The organism is Microbacterium zouquanmingi, assembly GCF_052266675.1.
Classification (GTDB): domain Bacteria; phylum Actinomycetota; class Actinomycetes; order Actinomycetales; family Microbacteriaceae; genus Microbacterium.
In genome coordinates, this window is sequence record NZ_JBQPRA010000001.1 from 464,697 (window position 1) to 482,600 (window position 17,904).

At 65.9% G+C, this 17,904-nt stretch carries 15 protein-coding genes; 12 read left to right on the plus strand and 3 right to left on the minus strand.

Annotated features, from left to right (window positions below):
- The first annotated feature begins 93 nt into the window (after window positions 1–93).
- A complete protein-coding gene (locus ACTU6V_RS02295) occupies window positions 94–1,806 on the plus strand; it encodes a long-chain-fatty-acid--CoA ligase (protein ID WP_443474818.1) in 1,713 nt (570 codons plus the stop codon).
- Window positions 1,807–1,884: 78 nt separating this feature from the next.
- Here ACTU6V_RS02295 and ACTU6V_RS02300 read toward each other — a convergent pair whose 3' ends face one another.
- Window positions 1,885–3,087, minus strand: coding sequence for an MFS transporter (locus ACTU6V_RS02300; RefSeq protein WP_443474819.1), 1,203 nt, complete (start codon window positions 3,085–3,087; stop codon window positions 1,885–1,887).
- 212 nt (window positions 3,088–3,299) lie between these two features.
- On the opposite strand from ACTU6V_RS02300, the gene ACTU6V_RS02305 reads away from it, so the two are divergent.
- Window positions 3,300–4,841 (plus strand): MFS transporter, encoded by a 1,542-nt coding sequence (locus ACTU6V_RS02305; RefSeq protein ID WP_443474820.1) that lies wholly within the window; start codon window positions 3,300–3,302, stop codon window positions 4,839–4,841.
- An 11-nt stretch (window positions 4,842–4,852) separates the two neighbouring features.
- Here the strand turns inward: ACTU6V_RS02305 and ACTU6V_RS02310 are convergent, their stop codons facing one another.
- Complete coding sequence (locus ACTU6V_RS02310) at window positions 4,853–6,094, minus strand: multidrug effflux MFS transporter (protein ID WP_443469911.1); 1,242 nt, start codon at window positions 6,092–6,094, stop codon at window positions 4,853–4,855.
- 192 nt (window positions 6,095–6,286) lie between these two features.
- On the opposite strand from ACTU6V_RS02310, the gene ACTU6V_RS02315 reads away from it, so the two are divergent.
- The 10 genes from ACTU6V_RS02315 (at window position 6,287) to ACTU6V_RS02360 (ending at window position 16,172) form a co-directional block, all read left to right on the plus strand.
- Complete coding sequence (locus ACTU6V_RS02315) at window positions 6,287–7,333, plus strand: cupin domain-containing protein (protein ID WP_443469912.1); 1,047 nt, start codon at window positions 6,287–6,289, stop codon at window positions 7,331–7,333.
- Window position 7,334: 1 nt separating this feature from the next.
- Window positions 7,335–8,576, plus strand: coding sequence for an FAD-dependent oxidoreductase (locus ACTU6V_RS02320; protein WP_443469913.1), 1,242 nt, complete (start codon window positions 7,335–7,337; stop codon window positions 8,574–8,576).
- Window positions 8,573–9,436 (plus strand): fumarylacetoacetate hydrolase family protein, encoded by an 864-nt coding sequence (locus ACTU6V_RS02325; protein WP_443469914.1) that lies wholly within the window; start codon window positions 8,573–8,575, stop codon window positions 9,434–9,436. The genes ACTU6V_RS02320 and ACTU6V_RS02325 overlap by 4 nt, the downstream gene beginning before the upstream one ends.
- A gap of 25 nt (window positions 9,437–9,461) precedes the next feature.
- Window positions 9,462–10,601 carry a zinc-binding dehydrogenase gene (locus tag ACTU6V_RS02330; RefSeq protein ID WP_443469915.1) on the plus strand — a complete coding sequence of 380 codons (1,140 nt, stop codon included), beginning with the start codon at window positions 9,462–9,464 and terminating at the stop codon, window positions 10,599–10,601.
- Window positions 10,602–10,767: 166 nt separating this feature from the next.
- A complete protein-coding gene (locus ACTU6V_RS02335) occupies window positions 10,768–11,997 on the plus strand; it encodes an acyl-CoA dehydrogenase family protein (RefSeq protein WP_443469916.1) in 1,230 nt (409 codons plus the stop codon).
- Between the two features lie 29 nt (window positions 11,998–12,026).
- Window positions 12,027–12,779: an SDR family NAD(P)-dependent oxidoreductase gene (locus ACTU6V_RS02340; RefSeq protein ID WP_443469917.1), complete on the plus strand. Its 753-nt coding sequence runs from the start codon at window positions 12,027–12,029 to the stop codon at window positions 12,777–12,779.
- Entirely contained in the window at window positions 12,769–13,293 is a 525-nt protein-coding gene (locus tag ACTU6V_RS02345; protein ID WP_443469918.1) for a flavin reductase family protein, read from the plus strand. The genes ACTU6V_RS02340 and ACTU6V_RS02345 overlap by 11 nt, the downstream gene beginning before the upstream one ends.
- Before the next feature lie 25 nt (window positions 13,294–13,318).
- Complete coding sequence (locus ACTU6V_RS02350; RefSeq protein ID WP_443469919.1) at window positions 13,319–14,164, plus strand: SDR family oxidoreductase; 846 nt, start codon at window positions 13,319–13,321, stop codon at window positions 14,162–14,164.
- 17 nt (window positions 14,165–14,181) lie between these two features.
- Entirely contained in the window at window positions 14,182–15,243 is a 1,062-nt protein-coding gene (locus tag ACTU6V_RS02355) for a maleylacetate reductase (protein WP_443469920.1), read from the plus strand.
- A 14-nt stretch (window positions 15,244–15,257) separates the two neighbouring features.
- Window positions 15,258–16,172, plus strand: a complete 915-nt coding sequence (locus ACTU6V_RS02360) for a hydroxyquinol 1,2-dioxygenase (protein WP_443469921.1) — start codon at window positions 15,258–15,260, stop codon at window positions 16,170–16,172.
- Here ACTU6V_RS02360 and ACTU6V_RS02365 read toward each other — a convergent pair.
- The gene (locus ACTU6V_RS02365; protein WP_443474821.1) at window positions 16,161–17,693 is read right to left on the minus strand and encodes a class I adenylate-forming enzyme family protein; all 1,533 of its coding nucleotides are present in this window, start codon (window positions 17,691–17,693) and stop codon (window positions 16,161–16,163) included. The genes ACTU6V_RS02360 and ACTU6V_RS02365 overlap by 12 nt on opposite strands.
- Between the last annotated feature and the right edge of the window lie 211 nt (window positions 17,694–17,904).

Here is a 17,904-nt window from a genome sequence, read left to right on the forward strand (position 1 = left end):
GGCCTCCGGCGCCCCGGAAGGCGGGAAACCCTTCTCGCATCGGTGCTGCGCGCGAGACGACGCTCGGAGGCTGCTCCCGCGTAGGCTTTCGCTATGCACCTGAACGAGACGCGCGCCTGGAACAAGTTCTACGCACCGGGCACTCCGATCGACATCGAGCCGGTCACCGGTTCCCTCAGCGATCTGCTCGACGAACGCGTCGCCGAATGGAACGACCGACCGGCGATCGCGTTCTTCGATCGCACGGTCAGCTACCGCGAACTCGGCGACCGCGTCTCTCGCGTGGCGAACGCTCTGCGCGAGCGAGGAGTGAAGGCCGGCGACCGTGTCGCGCTGATCATGCCGAACGCGCCCCAGCACGTCATCGCGTTCTACGCCGTACTGCGCCTGGGTGCCGTCGTCGTCGAGCACAACCCGCTCTACACCCGCGACGAGCTCGAAGTACAGTTCCGTGACCACGGCGCGACCGTCGTCATCACCTGGGACAAGATCGTGCCGACGCTGCAGGCGCTTCCCGCCGACCTCGGCATCCGTGACATCATCGCCGTCGACATCACGCGCGCGATGCCGTTCGGGATGCGTCTTGCGCTGCGCCTGCCGATCGCAAAGGCTCGCGAATCGCGCGAGAAACTCACGGCTCCCGCTCCCGGGGCGACACCGTTCGCGCAACTCGAGAAGAGCGAGCCGCTGCCGTCGTCGCATCCTCGCCCTGAAGCATCCGATATCGCTTGCCTGCAGTACACGTCGGGCACGACCGGAACGCCCAAGGGCGCGATCATCACGCATTCGAACCTGTGGTCCAACGCCCGCCAGGGCAAGGCGTGGATGCCGGACTTTACCCGCGGCGACGGCCGCATCTACGGGCTGCTGCCGATGTTCCACTCCTTCGGCGTTCTGCTCTCGGTGATCTACTCGGTCGAGACCGGGTCGTGCGCGGTGCTGTTCCCGACCTTCGATCCTGCGCTCGTCGAGAAGGCGGCGAAGAAGTTCCCGCCGACGTTCGTGCCCGCCGTTCCGCCGATGTTCGATCGGCTCTCGCGCGTTTCCAAGGAGGGAAAGCTCGATCTCACCGGCGTCGTCTACGCGATCTCTGGCGCGATGACGCTGACCCCTGCGATCGTGAAGCGCTGGGAAGACCAGGCTGGCAGCATGCTCAACGAGGGGTACGGTCTCACCGAGACGAGCCCCGTCGCCCTGGCGAACCCCTTCACGGATGCTCGCCGCATCGGCGCGATCGGCCTGCCGTTCCCCTCCACCGACATCAAGGTCGTCGACCCGGATGAGCCCACTCGCGAGGTCGAGCTGGGCGAGGTCGGCGAGCTTCTCATCCACGGTCCGCAGGTGTTCCACGGGTACTGGAAGCGCCCGGAGGAGACCGCAGCCACGCTGCTCGATGGCGGATGGCTGCGCACCGGCGACCTCGTCGTGCAGGACGAAGACGGATTCGTGACCGTGGTCGACCGCAAGAAGGAGCTCATCATCACCGGTGGCTTCAACGTGTCGCCGAGCGAGGTGGAGCAGGTGATCACCTCGGTCTCTGGCGTGGCGGCCTGCGCTGTCGTCGGCATTCCGCGCGGCAGCGGAGCCGAGGTGGTGACGGCCGTCGTCGTCCTCGAAGAGGGTGCGTCCTTCGACGAGGATGCTGCGCGTGCCGCCGCCCGTGACAGCCTCGCCGAGTACAAGCGCCCGAGCGCCTACACGGTGTGGGAAGAGCTGCCGACCTCCCTCATCGGCAAGGTGCTGCGCCGCAAGGTGCGCGACACGCTCATCGCCGATCGCAAGGCGACGCGCGCCGCCGAGGACTGAGCGCCCAAACCCGCAAAACCACGCCGAGCCCGCAGCGAATCGACGCTCTTTGGGCGTGGTTTTGCAGGTTCACGAGGGTCACGGGCGCTCGAGCACATACCGGTCGCGTGCGGCGAAGGCGCCGAACACGCCCTGCAGCGTCATCGTCACCAGCAGGATGATCAGCGGAACCGTCCAGTTCCCGGTCATCGCGTGCACGGCTCCGAACAGCGCTGGTCCGATGGCCGCGATGGCATAGCCGACCGACTGCGACATCCCCGACAGTGCGGATGACGTGTGGTGATCGCGGGCACGCTGAGCCATCAGGGTCAACGAGACGCCGAGCGACAGCCCGGAGAAGACGCCGAGCGGCACGACCCAGATGCCGATGGCCTCCGGCCAGATCATCAGGCCGATGATGCCGACGAAGCCGAGCAGCGGCAGCGCGCCTGGAGTGATGCGCGCGCCGCGGCCGCGCATGGCGAAGGCGACGGTGAGGGCTCCCACCAGAGAGAACATCTGGTAGATCATCACGTCGACACCGGCGAGTGTGTCACTGCGACCGGTAGCGAGCGACATCGTCGCGAGCCAGGTGACCAGCACATAGAACGTCGTCGACTGCACGCCCATGTAGGCGGCGACCTGCCAGGCGATCGGGTCGCGCCAGATGCCGAGGCGGGATGCCGGAGCTGCAGTGCTTCCGCGCATCGCTCGCATCTCGTGCCGGCTGACGAACCACCACACGAAGAGTGCGAGCGGCGCGATGGCTGCACCCGTGAGAAGCAGTGCGACGCGCCATCCGGCCCCGACGTCGCTGCCGGTGAGATTCGCGATCGGCACGGCGAGTCCCGATGCCACGGCTCCTGCGCCGCCGAGCAGCGCGGAGTAGACGCCCATCATCATCGGCACGCGCAGCGGGAAGTCGCGTTTGATCACAGCCGGCAGCAACACGTTGCCAATCGCGAGGGCGACGCCGATGATCGCCGTGCCGACCCACAGCCAGGCCGTCGAACCAGGCAGCGAGCGCACGACCACGCCGACGGCGAGCAGCCCCATCGCCGCGAGTACGGCTCCGCCCAGTCCGAACCGACGGCCGACGCCGTGGGCGAACGGGGAGACGATCGCCCAGGTGATGAGCACGATCGTCGAGAGCGATCCGAGCAGCGCGAGCGGGATGCCGGTGTCCTGCGACATGCGGTCGATGACCGGCCCGACCGCGGTGATCGCCGGCCGCATCAGGGTGGCGACCAGGCACAGCGCGATGATCGCGAAGATCACAGGGCGACGGCTGCGCGGGGTCATGCACGGTCCTTTCGCGCTGGGTCCAGGTGCACACCGGCGTTGTGCTTAGTGCGCTGGATCTCACCGTAGATGTGATTGGCGCACTTCCACGAATCGCGACCCGAATCCGCGCAGCACGCGGGAAAGTTGCGGCAACGCCGCCGATGCTGTGGCTCAATGGCGCGCGTCGGCGTAGCTTGGATGCCATTCAATCGGCCCAGAAGGAGAACCCGATGCCCAGCCGAAAGAAAGCGATCACGCGCCGCAGGCGTCTCGAAGTCGACGATGTCCTCGTCGTCAAGAAGTCGAAGCTGAGAACAGCGATCACCGGCACCGTCGTCGGAAATTTCATGGAGTGGTTCGACTTCGGCATCTACGGCTACCTGGCGGTGACGCTGACCGCCGTGTTCACCAGTGATGCATCGGGCGGCCTCGGTCTGCTGCTGACACTCTTCGGTTTCGCGATCTCGTTCCTTGTGCGGCCTCTGGGTGGCTTCATCCTCGGACCGCTGGGGGATCGGATCGGCCGGCAGAAGGTGCTGTTCGTCACCATGGCGATGATGGCCACGGCGACCGCCCTCATCGGTCTTCTTCCCACATCAGAGGCGATCGGCCTCTGGGCGATCGTGCCGCTGTATCTGCTGAAGATGATCCAGGGCTTCTCCACTGGCGGCGAGTACGCCGGTGCCACGACCTACGTCTCGGAGTTCTCGCCCGACCGCTCACGCGGGTACTGGTCATCGTTCCTCGACGTCGGCTCGTACATCGGCTTCGCCGCCGGTGCCTCGACGGTCGCGGTGACCACGTGGATCGTCGAGGGGATCTCCGGCGACGGCGCCATGGTCGATTACGGATGGCGCATCCCATTCCTCGTCGCGATCCCGCTGGGGGCTGTGGCGATCTGGTTCCGATTGAAGATCCCCGAGACTCCGGCCTTCGAAGCAGAAGCAGAGGACGCTCGCGCCGGGCAGGAGGACGACCCGCTCGGACGCCACGGCATCCCGGGCATCTTCCGTCATCACTGGCGCGAGGTGCTCATCGGCATCGCGCTGGTGTCGGCGACCAACACGGCGGGGTACGCGCTGACCAGTTACATGCCGACCTACCTCGAGACCGAAGTCGGGGTGTCGAACCTCATGGCCGCCATCGCGACCGTGCCCGTGCTCATCGTGATGAGTGCGTGTCTGCCGTTGATAGGCAAGCTCTCTGACCGCATCGGACGCAAGCCCGTGTACGGCATCGCGGTCGGCGCGACGATCATCCTGATGGTGCCGGCGTTCTCGATCATGCAGATCGGCCAGGAATGGGCGGTGTTCATCGCGCTGGCGATGGTCGCGATCCCTGTCGCGTTCTACGTCGCGATCTCTGCATCCGCTCTGCCTGCGCTGTTCCCGACGGCATCCCGTTTCGGCGCGATGGCGGTCGCCTACAACCTTGCCGTGTCGCTGTTCGGCGGCACGACGCCGCTGTTCAGTCAGGCGCTGATCGATCTCACCGACAACACCTACATGCCCGCGTTCTACATCATGTTCTTCGCGGCTCTCGGGGGAATCGCGATGCTGACGATGAAGGAGACGGCAAAGCGCCCGCTGCTCGGTTCCTTCCCGACGGTGGAGACGAAGGCGGAGGCGAAAGAGCTCGTCGAGGGGCAGGAGGACAACGAGCTGCTCGACACCAGCACCATGCCGCTGGGCATCATCCTTCCCGTCGTCGAGGGCACCGTCGGCGGGGATGCCGATCCCGAGGCGTCCGGGAAGCAGGCCGAGCCGGTGTAGCGAGGCGGCATTCATCGCTCGGCGGAAGCTACTTCCGCCGTGTTCCTCGAATCGAGCGAGCGGGTGGCGGTGAGCCATTGCACTAGACCGAGTGCGATGGCCCCGCTGATCACAATCACCAGTGCGACGGGCAGGCTCTCGGTGGCGCCGCCCACACCGCCGAGCGGTGCGGCGATGCTGCCAAAGATGAACTGTCCGCAGCCGAGTAGCGCCATGGCGGTACCCGCCGTGCGCCGGGCGTTGCGGATGACGAGCGCCGTTCCCGGTCCGAAGACGGCGCCCATACCTGTCGGAATGAGAAACAGAGCGGGGAGCACGAGCCACGCCGTGAATGCGTCGAACACGGTCGCAAGCAGCAGGATGGTGCCGCCGAGCGTCAGAGCGGAGAGTCCGAAGCGGCAGAGCGTGGTCTCGCTGACCCGACCGACGGTCTTCGCGGCGATGGCGCCGCTGAGGGTCAGACCGATCCCGTTGATCGCGAAGATGATCGTGTAGGACATGGCGTCGAAGCCGAGAATCGTCTGGATGACGAAGGGGGATGCTGCGATATAAGCGAAAGTCGCGCCGACGGCGAAGCACATCATCAGGGTCGCGGAGAGGAACGTGCGGTCGTTGAGCAGGCCGGCCGTCGAGCGGAAGAAGGCCGGCAGTCCACCGCTGACGCGGTTCTGCGCCGGCAGAGTCTCGGGCACGAGCAGGATGACACCGAGAAGCGCGATGAGGCAGAGCGCGGCGAGAATCCAGAAGATGACCGGCCACGCGGCCCAGCCGAGGATCAGGCCGCCCACTGGAGGGCCGATGATGGGCCCGACGCCGCCGATCAGGCCGAGGATCGAGAAAGCGCGTGCGGTATTCTCCTCATCGGCGAGGTCGGATACGATGGCCCGGCCGATCACGACGCCTGCGGCTGAACCGATTCCCTGGAGCACCCGCCAGATGATGAGCATCTCGACGTTCGGCGCGAGCGCGACGAGCACTGTTGCGATGAGAGCGATGGCTGATCCGCCGATGAGCAGCCATCGGCGACCGACCGCGTCGGAGAGCGGGCCCAAGCAGAGTTGCCCCGCGGCCATGCCGAGGATGAATGCGCTCAGCGTCGTCTGGATCCATAAAGCGTCGGTCTGCAGATCGGCCGCCATGACCGGCATCGCCGGTAGGTAGATATCGGTCGCCAGAGTACTGATCGCGGTCAGCGTGCCGAGCACGAGCAGCAGCGCGGCGGGAACGCGGCGCGAGTCTTCCATGATGCCCATCTGATCGATTATTCCGTCGACGGATGACTTTGAGGTCGAATCATGTGCCCTATTGATACGGGTCCGGCGCCGATTGATACGAACCCCCATGATGACCGCGCTACGCATTGACACACTTCGAGCCATCTGGATACGGTGGTCGAAATAGTCAGTCAACGGACTATCCGTTGACGTTTCAATGGAGGCGACGTCATGGCGATCGACAAAGCAGTCAAGACCGATTACTACGAGCGGCTCAAGCAGGCCAACGTGGCCGCGCTCTGGACCATCCCCGGCACGATGGCAACCGAGCCGACGCTCGACGAGGTTCCGTACGTCTGGCGGGCGAAGGACATCTACCCGCTGCTGCACGAATCAGCGGATGTCATGACGGAGGATGACGACTACGATCGTCGGGCGCTCAACGCGTCGAACCCGAAGCGCGTCTTCGGCACGAGCCACAACATCGTCGCCGGCTATCAGCTCGTGCTCCCGGGTGAGGAGACCGGCGCGCATCGTCATTCGCCCAGTGCGATCCGCCTGCTGCTGCACGGCAGCGGCCACACCACGGTCGACGGCGAGCCGGTGCTCATGCATCGAGGCGACCTCGTGCTCACCCCGCAGTACGCGTGGCACGATCATCGCCTGCAGGCCGATGAGCCGATGATCTGGCTGGACGGACTCGACGTCCCATTCGTGCGAGGTCAGCACGCCCAGTTCGCGGAGGAGCATGAAGACGGGCTCCAGCCCCTCAACCAGCCCGAAGACGCCAGCGTCGCCCGCTATGGTGCGGGTCTGGTTCCCTCAGGTGTCAAGGAGACCTGGAAGAAGACCTACTCGCCGATCAACAAGTATCCGTACGACCGGGCGCGCAAGACCCTCTTCGCGCTGCACGAAGTCGAGGGATCACCGGCTGAGGGGGCATCGATCGACTACGTCAACCCGCTCACGGGTGGCCCGGTCATCGCAACGATCGGCTGCTCGCTGAGCATGGTGCCCGCGGGCAGCCACGGCCTCGCGCGTCGACACACCCCGAGCAAAGTGTTCTGCGTACTCGAGGGTCGCGGTCACAGCATCATCAACGGCGAGCGCTTCGACTGGGAAGAAGACGACTTCTTCGTCGTCCCTTCCTGGAACTGGTACCAGCACTTCGCTGAAGAGGGCAGTGACGTCGTCCTCTTCGAGATGACCGACCGTCCGATCTACGAGCCCTTCGGCCTGCTGCGCGAGCAGAGCGCCGACGCTGCACCGGAGAAGTGACATGGCACAGGAAGAACGAAGTGACGAAGTCCTCATCGTCGGCTGCGGCATCGGCGGCGCCACCGCCGCGCTCGCTCTCGGGCGAGCCGGGATCCCTGTAAGACTCCTTGAGCGTGCGGCCGTCATCGCCGAGGTCGGCGCCGGTCTTCAGGTCGGCCCCAACGCGATGCGCATCCTCCGTGACCTCGGAGTGCGTGAGCATCTCGCACAGAAGGAAGTGCTGCCCGGTCGTGCCGTCATGCGAGACGTGAACACCGATGAGGAGGTCGTCGCCTTCGAGTTCGACGATGAGTTCCGCGCGCTCTACGAGGAGCCGTACGCAGTGATGCACCGCGGCGATCTGCTCTCGGGCCTCATGAAGGCGGCCGAGTCGACCGGGAACGTCACGATCATCCCGGGGCAGACGATCGACGGCATCGAGGATCTGGGCGACCGGGTTCGCGTGACCACCGCCGAAGGCGCGGTCCATGAGGGTCGCGCGGTGATCGGCGCCGACGGCATCCGCTCGCGTGTTCGCCGACACGTCATCGACGACCAGGTCCCGCTGGCATCGCAGTACGTCATCTACCGCGGCACGATCGCGCGCACGGATGACGTCGAGAACGCCGTGACCCTGCGCACTGGCCCGCATCACCACGTGATGCACTATCCGATTCGCGGCGGCAGCGAGGTCAACGTCGTCGTCTCGTTCCGCAGCGACCGTGCCCCGGTGGGCTCGGAAGGCTGGGGCACCGAGGAAGAACTCGACGAGGCCTTCGCGGCCGCGAGTCCGTTCGTGAGGGGTCTTCTCTCGAAGATAGATCGTTCGCACAAGTGGGTGCAGTTCGACCGTGCCCCGCAGGCCGGCTGGTCGAAAGGCCGGGTCGTACTCACCGGCGACGCGGCTCACCCGACGCACCAGTACCTCGCGCAGGGTGCAGGTCAGGCGATGGAGGATGCAGTGGCGCTCGCCGCAGTCCTCACTGAGTTTCCCGACGACATCCCGGCTGCGTGGAACGAGTTCGAGAGGCGCCGCTTCGACCGCTCATCGGCGGTGCAGCGCGGTTCGCGCTTCTGGGGAGAGCTCAGCCATGTCGCGGGCAGCGAGGCCGATCAGCGCGATGCGCTGCTGCGCACGATCGCACCGGATGATCGACGCTTCATCGACTGGATCTACACGACCTCCGGCGACGTTCCGCTGCCGGTGATCCCGCCGCATCGCGACGTCTATGAACCACTCGAGTCCGAGCGGGTGCTGTCATGAGGATCGGTCTGTTCAACGGTGGCCGACTCGGCGTCGTGCAGGAGCCGGTGGTCCGAGACGTCACGGACCTCGTCGGATCGGATGCTCCGCAGGGACCGCTTCACGAGGTCATCCGTCGTGGCATCCGCATCGATGAAGGGATGCTGGCGTCTGCGCCGAGCGTGCCGATCGCCGACGTCGCGTGGGACGCTCCGCTGCTGCGACCGGGGAAGATCCTTGGGGCGCCGGCGAACTACTACGAGCATGTCGACGAGATGCCCGACTCGAACACGATCCTGGATTGGGGGGTGTTCCTGAAAGCCAGCACCTCGGTCACCGGACCCGGTGGAGTCATCGAGTTGCCATACACCGACAAGCGCACCGACTACGAGGGCGAGCTCGCCGTCGTGATCGGGCGCGGTGGCCGAGACATCCCTCTGGATGAGGCGCTCGATCATGTCTACGGATACACCGGCGTGCTGGATATCACCGTGCGATCCACCGAGGACCGCTCCACTCGCAAGTCATTCGACACCTTCACCCCTCTCGGCCCGGTGGTCGTCACGGCCGACGAGTTCGGCGATCCCGGCGATGTCGCGTTGCGCCTTGAGGTGAACGGCGAGCTCAAGCAGGACAGCACGACGGCCAAGCTGATCTACAGCGTGCCCGCGGTCATCGCCTATGCCAGTTCTGTGATGACATTGGAGCCAGGCGATGTGATCGCGACAGGGACTCCGGCAGGGGTCGGTCCGATCGTCGATGGTGACGTGGTGACGCTGCGGATCGACGGCATCGGCGAACTGTCCGTGACTGTCAGCGGCAGGCGGGCCATCGCCTATGTCGACCGCCCAGGACCCAGCGTCGCGCTCACGCGCGCGTGATGAGCCACCGAGTGAGAGGAACACCATGACCCGTGCATTCAGAGCCGCAGTTCTGCGGGGGCGGGCCGAGGACGGCACCGTGCAGTTCGGCGTCGAGGAGCTCGAGCATCTCGAGGAACTCGATCCCCAGTATGTGGAGGTGCGGGTGACCGCATCGAACGTATCGATATCGGACCAGCTCTTCATCCGGGACGAAAACCAGGGCGGCCCCGGTCCGCTGCCGCGGGTGCTCGGTCACGGCGGCGTGGGCATCGTCGAGCGCATCGGCGACGCGGTGACCGCCGTCAAGATCGGCGATCGTGTGCTGATCTATGGCACGCCCCAGTGCGATGACTGCTGGTACTGCCGCAATGGCCGACCGGACTGGTGCGCACAGATCCAGTTCGATGGTCCGGCGATCGCACGTACAAAGGACGGCCTCGGCGTGCACGCATCGAGCGCTGTCGGTTCGTTCGCCGAAGCGGCGATCGTGCCCCAGTCTCAGCTGGTCGCCGTCGACACGGAACTCGGCGACGACGTGCTGTCGTTCCTGACGATCAGTGGCAGTTCCGGTATCGGCCCGGCGCTCCGCATCGCGGCAATCAAGCCGACTGACACAGTCGCCGTGGTGGGCCTCGGGCCCTGCGGGCTCAGCTACGTGCAGGCGGCCAAGCTCGCCGGAGCCCGCACCGTCATCGGCATCGACCCTGTCGCCGCTCGCCGCGAGGTGGCGGCGGCCACCGGTGCTGACCTCGTCATCGACCCCACCGACGTCGACCCTGTCGCCGCTGTGCAGGCTGCGGGTCCCGATCGCGGCGGACCGCTGGGCCGGGGTGCCGATATGGTCTTCGAGGCTTCCGCTTCGACCGAGGGGATGCAGCAGGCATGGGCGATGGCTCCGGCCGGGGGCACTGTCGTGCTCTCCAGTGTGCCCCTGAACATGGGTGCGTCTGTGGAGTTCCCGGCCACGCCCCTGGCCTGCCAGGGCAAGACCGTGCACGGCAGCCAGCAGGGTGGCTTCGGCATCCGTCGCGACACTCCGGCTGCGATCGACCTGCTCGAGTCCGGTGCGCTCGACTTCGGGGCGATCCTTGACTCCGAAACGGATCTTTCGGGGATCGCAGCGATGCTGGATGCAGTCGCCGAGCGCCGTGTGATCGGAGCGACGCTCTACCCGGGTCGCTGAGACCGCTGACCCATTTACGGGACAGGGCTGTGCCGTAGTTCACAGCTCTGTCCCGTTTTCATTGGAATCGCTCAGAATGTCGGAGTTGTCTTTACGAGACGATAGCGTCTACTATGTAGAAAGGCGCACGAGGCAGTGCCCCATCGAAAAGCTGCGAAGGAGCATGATGACCATCACGACAGTCGACCGCACGGCCACCGCCGATGAGATCGTCGAAGCTGCACGTTCACTGCGCGGCCTGCTCCGCGAGCAGCAGGATACGGCAGAAGAACTCGGCTACTACACCGAAGAAGTCCACCAGCAGATGGTCGACCTCGGCCTCTACCACCTGCTCACACCCAAGCGCTTCGGTGGCCTCGAGCTGGGTCCCACCGCTTTCGCCCGCACGGTCATGGAGATCGCGCAGGGCGACCCGGGCAGCGGCTGGTGCTACTCACTCGGACACGGGCACGCGCTGTCGGTCGCCTCGTGGTGGCCGATCGAGGCACAGGAGCAGGTGTTCAACAATGACACGGGCTACTTCCGCTCTTCGCAGTCGATGCCGCCCGCCGGCACCGCGAAGAAGGTCGACGGCGGCTACATCATCAACGCCCGCTCGCCCTACCAGTCGGGCAACCCCTATGCGACGCACGCCATCGTCCGTGTGATGCTCGAGGGGCAGCCCGATGGGGCGCCGAAGAAGTTCCTGAACGCCATGGTCTCTGCCGAGCAGTTCTCGCGCATCGACGACTGGGGCGGCGACAAGATCCTCGGCATGCGTGCGAGCGGATCGAACAGCATCCTCGTCGAGAGCCAGTTCGTTCCGGAGAGCTGGGTCGTCGACGGCGATTGGCTCACCGTGCCGACGATCTCGACATCACCCGGGCTCGAGTACCACGGCAACCCGATCTACCTCGGGATTCCGCAGACCTTCCTGATGACCGAGCTCGTCTCGGTCATGGTGGGCACGGCGCGTGCCGCGATCGACGAATACCGCGAGATCATCACCTCACGCACGACGCTGCTGCCCCCGCAGCAGCAGCGGTCCAAGGATCCCCAGCACCAGCGCGAGTTCGGCACGGCTATCGTCAAGACCGACTCGGCCGAATCGATCCTCATCCATGTGAACGAGGTTTTCGAAGAGCGCAGCCGCATCACGGCGGAGACCGGCAGCCCGTACACCCGCGCGATGGACGTCGAAGGATTCGGCCAGCTCATCCAGGCCGGAGATATGGCGTGCGAGGTCGTCGAGATGCTCTACCGCTCGGCCGGTGCGAGCGCCGCGAAGAAGGGGCAGCGCATGCAGCGCTACCAGCGCGACGTGCAGATGTATCGCTCGCACAACGTCTCGCAGTACGGCCAGCTGATGCAGCGCATCGGCATGATCCATCTCGGCGAAGCCGAGTCCGTCTACTGAGCAGCGCAGAACCGCAGAGGAGTAACGAGATGTCAGATCTCAATGGAAAGACCGCGGTCGTCACCGGCGGAGCGCGCGGCATCGGCCGGGCCTTCGCGGAGCGGCTCGCAGCAGACGGCGCCGCCGTCGCCATTCTCGACCTCGGCGACGGCGCCGAAACGGTCGACGCGATCACCGCCGCCGGCGGTCGCGCGCTCGCCGTCAAGGTCGACATCTCCGATCCTGAAGCCGTATCCGCCGCCGCCGCGACCGTCGAGCGCGAGTTCGGGCCCGTGCAGATCCTGGTGAACAACGCCGCGATCCACCCCGACCCGCCGATCCCGTTCCTGGAGATGACGTTCGACCAGTGGCGCCGCATGATGACGATCAACCTCGACTCGATGTTCCTCGTCACCCGGGCGTTGGCGCCGGCGATGACCAAGACGGGGTGGGGGCGCATCGTCAACATGAGCTCTTCTTCGGCATGGGTCGCGGTGCCGAACGGATCGCACTACGGCACGTCGAAGTCGGCCGTCGTCGGACTCACCCGTGCGCTGGCGACCGAGTTCGGTCAGTTCGGGATCACCGTGAATGCGATCGCACCGAGCATGGTCCGCACCGACGGCCTCCTGAGCTTCGTCGATGAGGAGGTCTTCGGCGCTGTCGCCACCACGCAGAGCGTGCAGACGAAGATGCTTCCCGAGCATCTCGTCGGCACGCTGGCGTATCTCGTCTCGAACGAAGCCGAGTTGATGACTGCTCAGGTCATGCATGTGGATGGAGGAACGGTTCGTGTTGGCTGAAGTCGTAGAGTCGCCTCAGGTGACTCTGGATGCCGCGTCTCTGCGCAGCGTGTTCTCGTGCTTCCCCAGCGGTGTGGTCGCGATGTGCGCCACCGATCCGGATGGAGTTCCCGGCGCGCAGCCGCATGGGATGATCTGCAGCTCCTTCACATCAGTGTCGATCGACCCGCCGCTGGTCTCGGTCTACATCCTCGAGGGCTCCTCGACATGGGCGCACCTTCGGCGCGCAGCGCGCATCGGCATCAGCGTGCTGAGCGAGGAGCACAGCGTGGCGGCCCGTCAGCTAGCAGTGAAGGTGCCGGATCGGTTCGCCGGTCTCGAATGGCGGCTGACCCCTTCGGGGGCCATCCTGCTCGATGACGCATCGGCGACGTTCGAATGCTCCGTCGAGCTGGAGCAGGTCGTCGGCGATCACACACTCGTGGTCCTGCGTGTCCACAGCGTCGAGGAGGCACGAGACGTCTCGCCACTCGTGTTCCATCACAGCCGTTTCAAGAAGATCCCCACACCCTGAACGCGAACCTCGGAGGAATGCGGAAATGAAGATCGCCGTCACGGGAGCCAGCGGCCAGCTGGGCGCCCTCATCATCGAGTCTCTCCTGGAGCGCGGTGTCGCCGCGGCAGACATCGTCGCCATCGCTCGCACCCCGCAGAAGGTCGCAGCAGAGGGCGTCGCCATTCGTCAGGCGGACTACGACGATCCCTCATCTCTGGACACCGCATTGGACGGCGTCGAGAGACTGCTGCTCGTCTCGGGAAGCGAGATCGGTCAGCGCTTCGCACAGCACAGCAACGTCATCGACGCCGCCAAGCGAGCCGGTGTCTCGTTCATCGGCTACACCAGCCTCATCAACGCCGACTCGTCGACGCTCATCCTCGCTGATGAACACCGCGCGACCGAGGCGGCGCTGGCGGGCTCGGGTCTTCCGTACACGGTGCTCCGCAACGGCTGGTACACCGAGAACTACACCGCCGGTGCCGCAGGCACGGTGGCGCAGGGAATGCTGCTGGGCGGTGCAGGCGGAGCCCGCATCGCGGCGGCGACACGCAAGGACTACGCGGATGCGGCGGCGGTCGTGCTGCTCGAACCGAAGCCGGGCGAGACGTTCGAGCTCGGCGGCGAGGGGGTCACGCTCCAAGAATTCGCCTCGGCTCTCGCCGAGGTCTCAGGCAAGCCCGTCGAATACCGCGATCATGACGGCGATGAGCTCATCGCCGCGATCGTCGCCACGGGGGCACCGGAAGGATTCGCGCAGTGGACGGCTTCGGCAGACGCCGAGATCGCCAAGGGAGTGCTCGACACCGACTCGACCGCACTCGAGCAGCTGATCGGCCGACGCCCGACCTCTCTCGTGCAGGCCGCGCGCACAGCGCTCGCCGGCTGATCGACCAGGAGCGGAAGATGACGATCGCATTCGATCACACGACACTGCCACAGCGCGTGCTGTTCGGCACGGGCCAGGCCGTCGAGCTTCTCGAGCGCGTTGTCGAGGAACACGGCTTCCAACGAGTCCTGCTCATCGGGGATGCCTTCACCGTGGCGTTGACTGATGAGATCGTTGACCGCGTCTCCGTCGCGGCTCGCATCGACGACGTCGTGCAGCACGTTCCGGCCGAGAACGCCCGACAGGCGGTCGAGCTCGCGGGGAGCACAGCAGCGGATGCCGTGATCTCGGTCGGCGGAGGGTCTTCGACGGGGCTCGCAAAGATCGTCGCACGCGACACTGGGCTGCCGATCATCGCCGTGCCCACCACTTTCGCGGGCAGCGAGGCGACCGATGTGTGGGGGCTGACCGAAGACGATCGCAAAGTGACCGGAGTCGACCCGAAGGTGCTGCCGGCGGCCATCGTCTACGACGCATCCCTTTCAGCGACGCTGCCCGCGCACCTTGCCGCAGCCAGTGCGATGAACGCCATGGCGCACGCCGTCGATGGACTCTGGGCACCGCGCGCGGACCCGATCAATACCGCCATGGGTGCGGAGAGCCTGCGTACTCTCGTCGCCGGACTTCGCGGATTGAGTGCCGACGCGGCAGATCTCGAAGCGCGCGAGAAGACACTCTACGGTGCATACCTTGCAGCGGTCGCATTCGCGAGCGCCGGCAGCGGAATGCACCACAAGATCTGTCACGTGCTCGGCGGTGCCTACGGCCTCTCGCATTCTGAGATGCACGCGATCGTGCTGCCGTACGTGACGGCGTTCAACAGTCCCGCTGCTCCCGCTGCCGCGGACCGCATCCTCTCCGCGGTGGGCGGAACCTCAGCGGCCCGCGGACTGTTCGAGCTGCGTCGCGAATCGGGCATCGCGGGATCGCTCGCCGAGATCGGGCTGAAGGAGTCCGACCTCCCCGAGGCCGCTGAACTCTCGGCGAAGGCGATCCCGGCATCCAACCCCCGACCGGTCACGGCTGCAGATGTCGAACGCCTCCTGCGCGCAGCCTGGGCCGGTGAAGAAGTCCAATAGAAGCGGAGCAGAGTATGGCTCAGATCAGCGCAGAGCAGCAGCGGCGTGAACAGGATCTCATCGACACCGTCGTCGCATCGTTCGAGAAGACCGAGGACCCGCGTCTCAAGGAGGTCATGCAGTCACTCGTGAAGCATCTGCACGCCTTCGTCCGCGATGTCCGGCTCACGGAAGCGGAATGGAACGCCGCCATCGCGTTTCTCACCGCTTCCGGGCACATCACCTCGGAGAACCGTCAGGAATTCGTGCTCCTGTCGGACACCCTGGGCATCTCCATGCAGGTCGTGGCGATGAACAACGAGGCTCAAGGCGATGCCACCGAGGCGACCGTCTTCGGGCCCTTCTTCGTCGAGGATGCGCCGGAGATCCCTCTCGGCGGAGACATGTCGTTCGGCGCCGCAGGTGAACCCTGCTTCGTGACCGGTTCGGTGCGCGACACCGACGGAGATCCCATCCCGGGCGCTCGCATCGAGGTCTGGGAGGCCGATGAAGACGGCTTCTACGACGTGCAGTATGACGACGGCCGCACTGCCGCTCGAGCCCATCTCTTCTCCGACACGCGCGGCGACTACAACTTCTGGGGGCTGTTTCCGACTCCCTATCCGATTCCGTATGACGGACCCGTCGGCAAGATGCTCGCGGCGACCGGGCGCTCACCGGTGCGGGCATCGCACCTGCACTTCATGGTCACCGCGCCCGGCTATCGCACTCTCGTCACCCACATCTTCGTGCGCGGCGACGAGCAACTGGAGATCGGCGACAGCGTCTTCGGTGTCAAAGAATCGCTCATCATGGATTTCGCGCACCACGAGGGTGCCGTCGCGACCCCGGACGGACGCGATGTCGGGGGCCAATGCTGGGCGGATGTGCGCTTCGACATCGTGCTCGCTCCCGGCGAGAGCCAGGGCATGCGCGTCTCAGGCGCGTGATGCGCTGAACGCTTCGCGGATCAGCGCGCGCGAGAGCTTCCCCGCTGGAGTCCGCGGCAGGTCGCCGTCGACGACTTCGATCTGCAGCGGCAGCACGGCCAGCCGGCTGTCACTGCGCCACCAGGTCCGCAGTTCATCGGCGTCCGTGGCATCCGCCTCTCTGAGCGTCACGATCGCACGGGGCAACTGGCCGAGATCGTCATCATCCTGTCCGATCACGACGACTTCGCGCACCGCTGCGTGATCGAAGAGCGCATCCTCGACGGCGGAGGGGTAGACCGCGTGACCGTCGACGGTCAGAACGTCCTCGACGCGATCGCTGAGTACGAGGACGCCGTCGTGGCGTAACAGGCCGATGTCGCCGGTGCGAACCAGGCCGTCGGCCGTGAACTTATTCCGCGTTGCGTCTGGATTCGCCCAATAGGCGACCATCGCGCCTGCGGCGTCGGCGGCGATCTCGCCGACCTCGCCGCGAGGCACCTCCCGGCCATCGGCATCCACGATGACGATGCGCGAGCGCAGGGTCGGCAGGCCGCAGCTCTGCAGCAGCTCCGGCTCGCCCGCGAGTGCCCGACGGATCAGGGCTGGCGTCAGCGCGGCGATCGGCAGGCACTCGCTCTGGCCATAGACGAAAGTGAGAATGGGCCCGAAACGGGTGATGAACTCACGGATAGTGCGGCTGCGAAGGGGTGCGCCGGCCGAGATGACCATGCGCATCCCTTCGAAGTCGTCGGCGTCGAAGGACTCCGAGCCGGCGAGCTCCTCGATCAGCGGCGGCAGGGCGAGCATGACGGTCGCTCCGTGGGCGACAGCCAGCCGAGCTGCCGTGGCAGCCGTGCGATCGGGAGCGATCACAATCGGCATGGCACGGGCGAGAGCTGAGAAGACGTAGGACCCGGCAGCGCCGGAGATCGGGCCTGCCGCCAGGTAGACATCGTGCTCGGGGTCGGGCGGCCCCATGAGGAGCAGGTTCTCGACCGTGACGTCGAACCAACCACGGTGGCTCTGGATGGCGCCCTTGGGTAGACCGGTCGTTCCGCCCGTATAACCGATCTGGATCGAGTCACCAGGGCGGATCGCCACGCGCGGGTCGGCAGAGGATGCTTCGGCGAGCGCCTGCTCGTAAGCGCCCTGCTCATCGTCGACGAGAACAGCAGACAGTCCCGCCGTCGATGTCGTCTCACCGATCTCGTGGAGACCGCCGGCGTCGACGATCAGCGCGCGGGCTCCGCTGTGCTCGATCATGTGCCGGTGGCGGTCGGCAGAGTTGCCTTGATGCAGGGGGACTCGCACGAACCCTCCGATCGCGAGACCGACGAGCTCTTCGATGCTGCGCAGCGCATTGCCACCGAGTGTCGCGATGCGGTCGCCTGGTTCAAGACCCGAGGCTCGCAGAGCGTTGGCGAGCCGGAAAGAGCGATCGAGCAGCTCGGACGCCGTCAATGACCGGTCCTCGAAGATGACGGCGACATGATCCGGGCTGGTCTCTGCGAGCTTTCGGATGATCTGGCCAGAGTCCACGCGTTACCTCCTGATGGCTTGATCGCGACACCGCGACCCTGACTTACCAGATTGATGCCGAGAGTGCATGGAGAGAAGGACGAATCAGTGCACGATCCATATCAGTGCATGGATGAATCCTTGGTTCTCTCGTCTTGGCCGTCTCGCCGCCGCTTCCGTAGCGTTGCATTCACGTACCCAGTTCGACGAGGACGTCGACACCCGAGACACC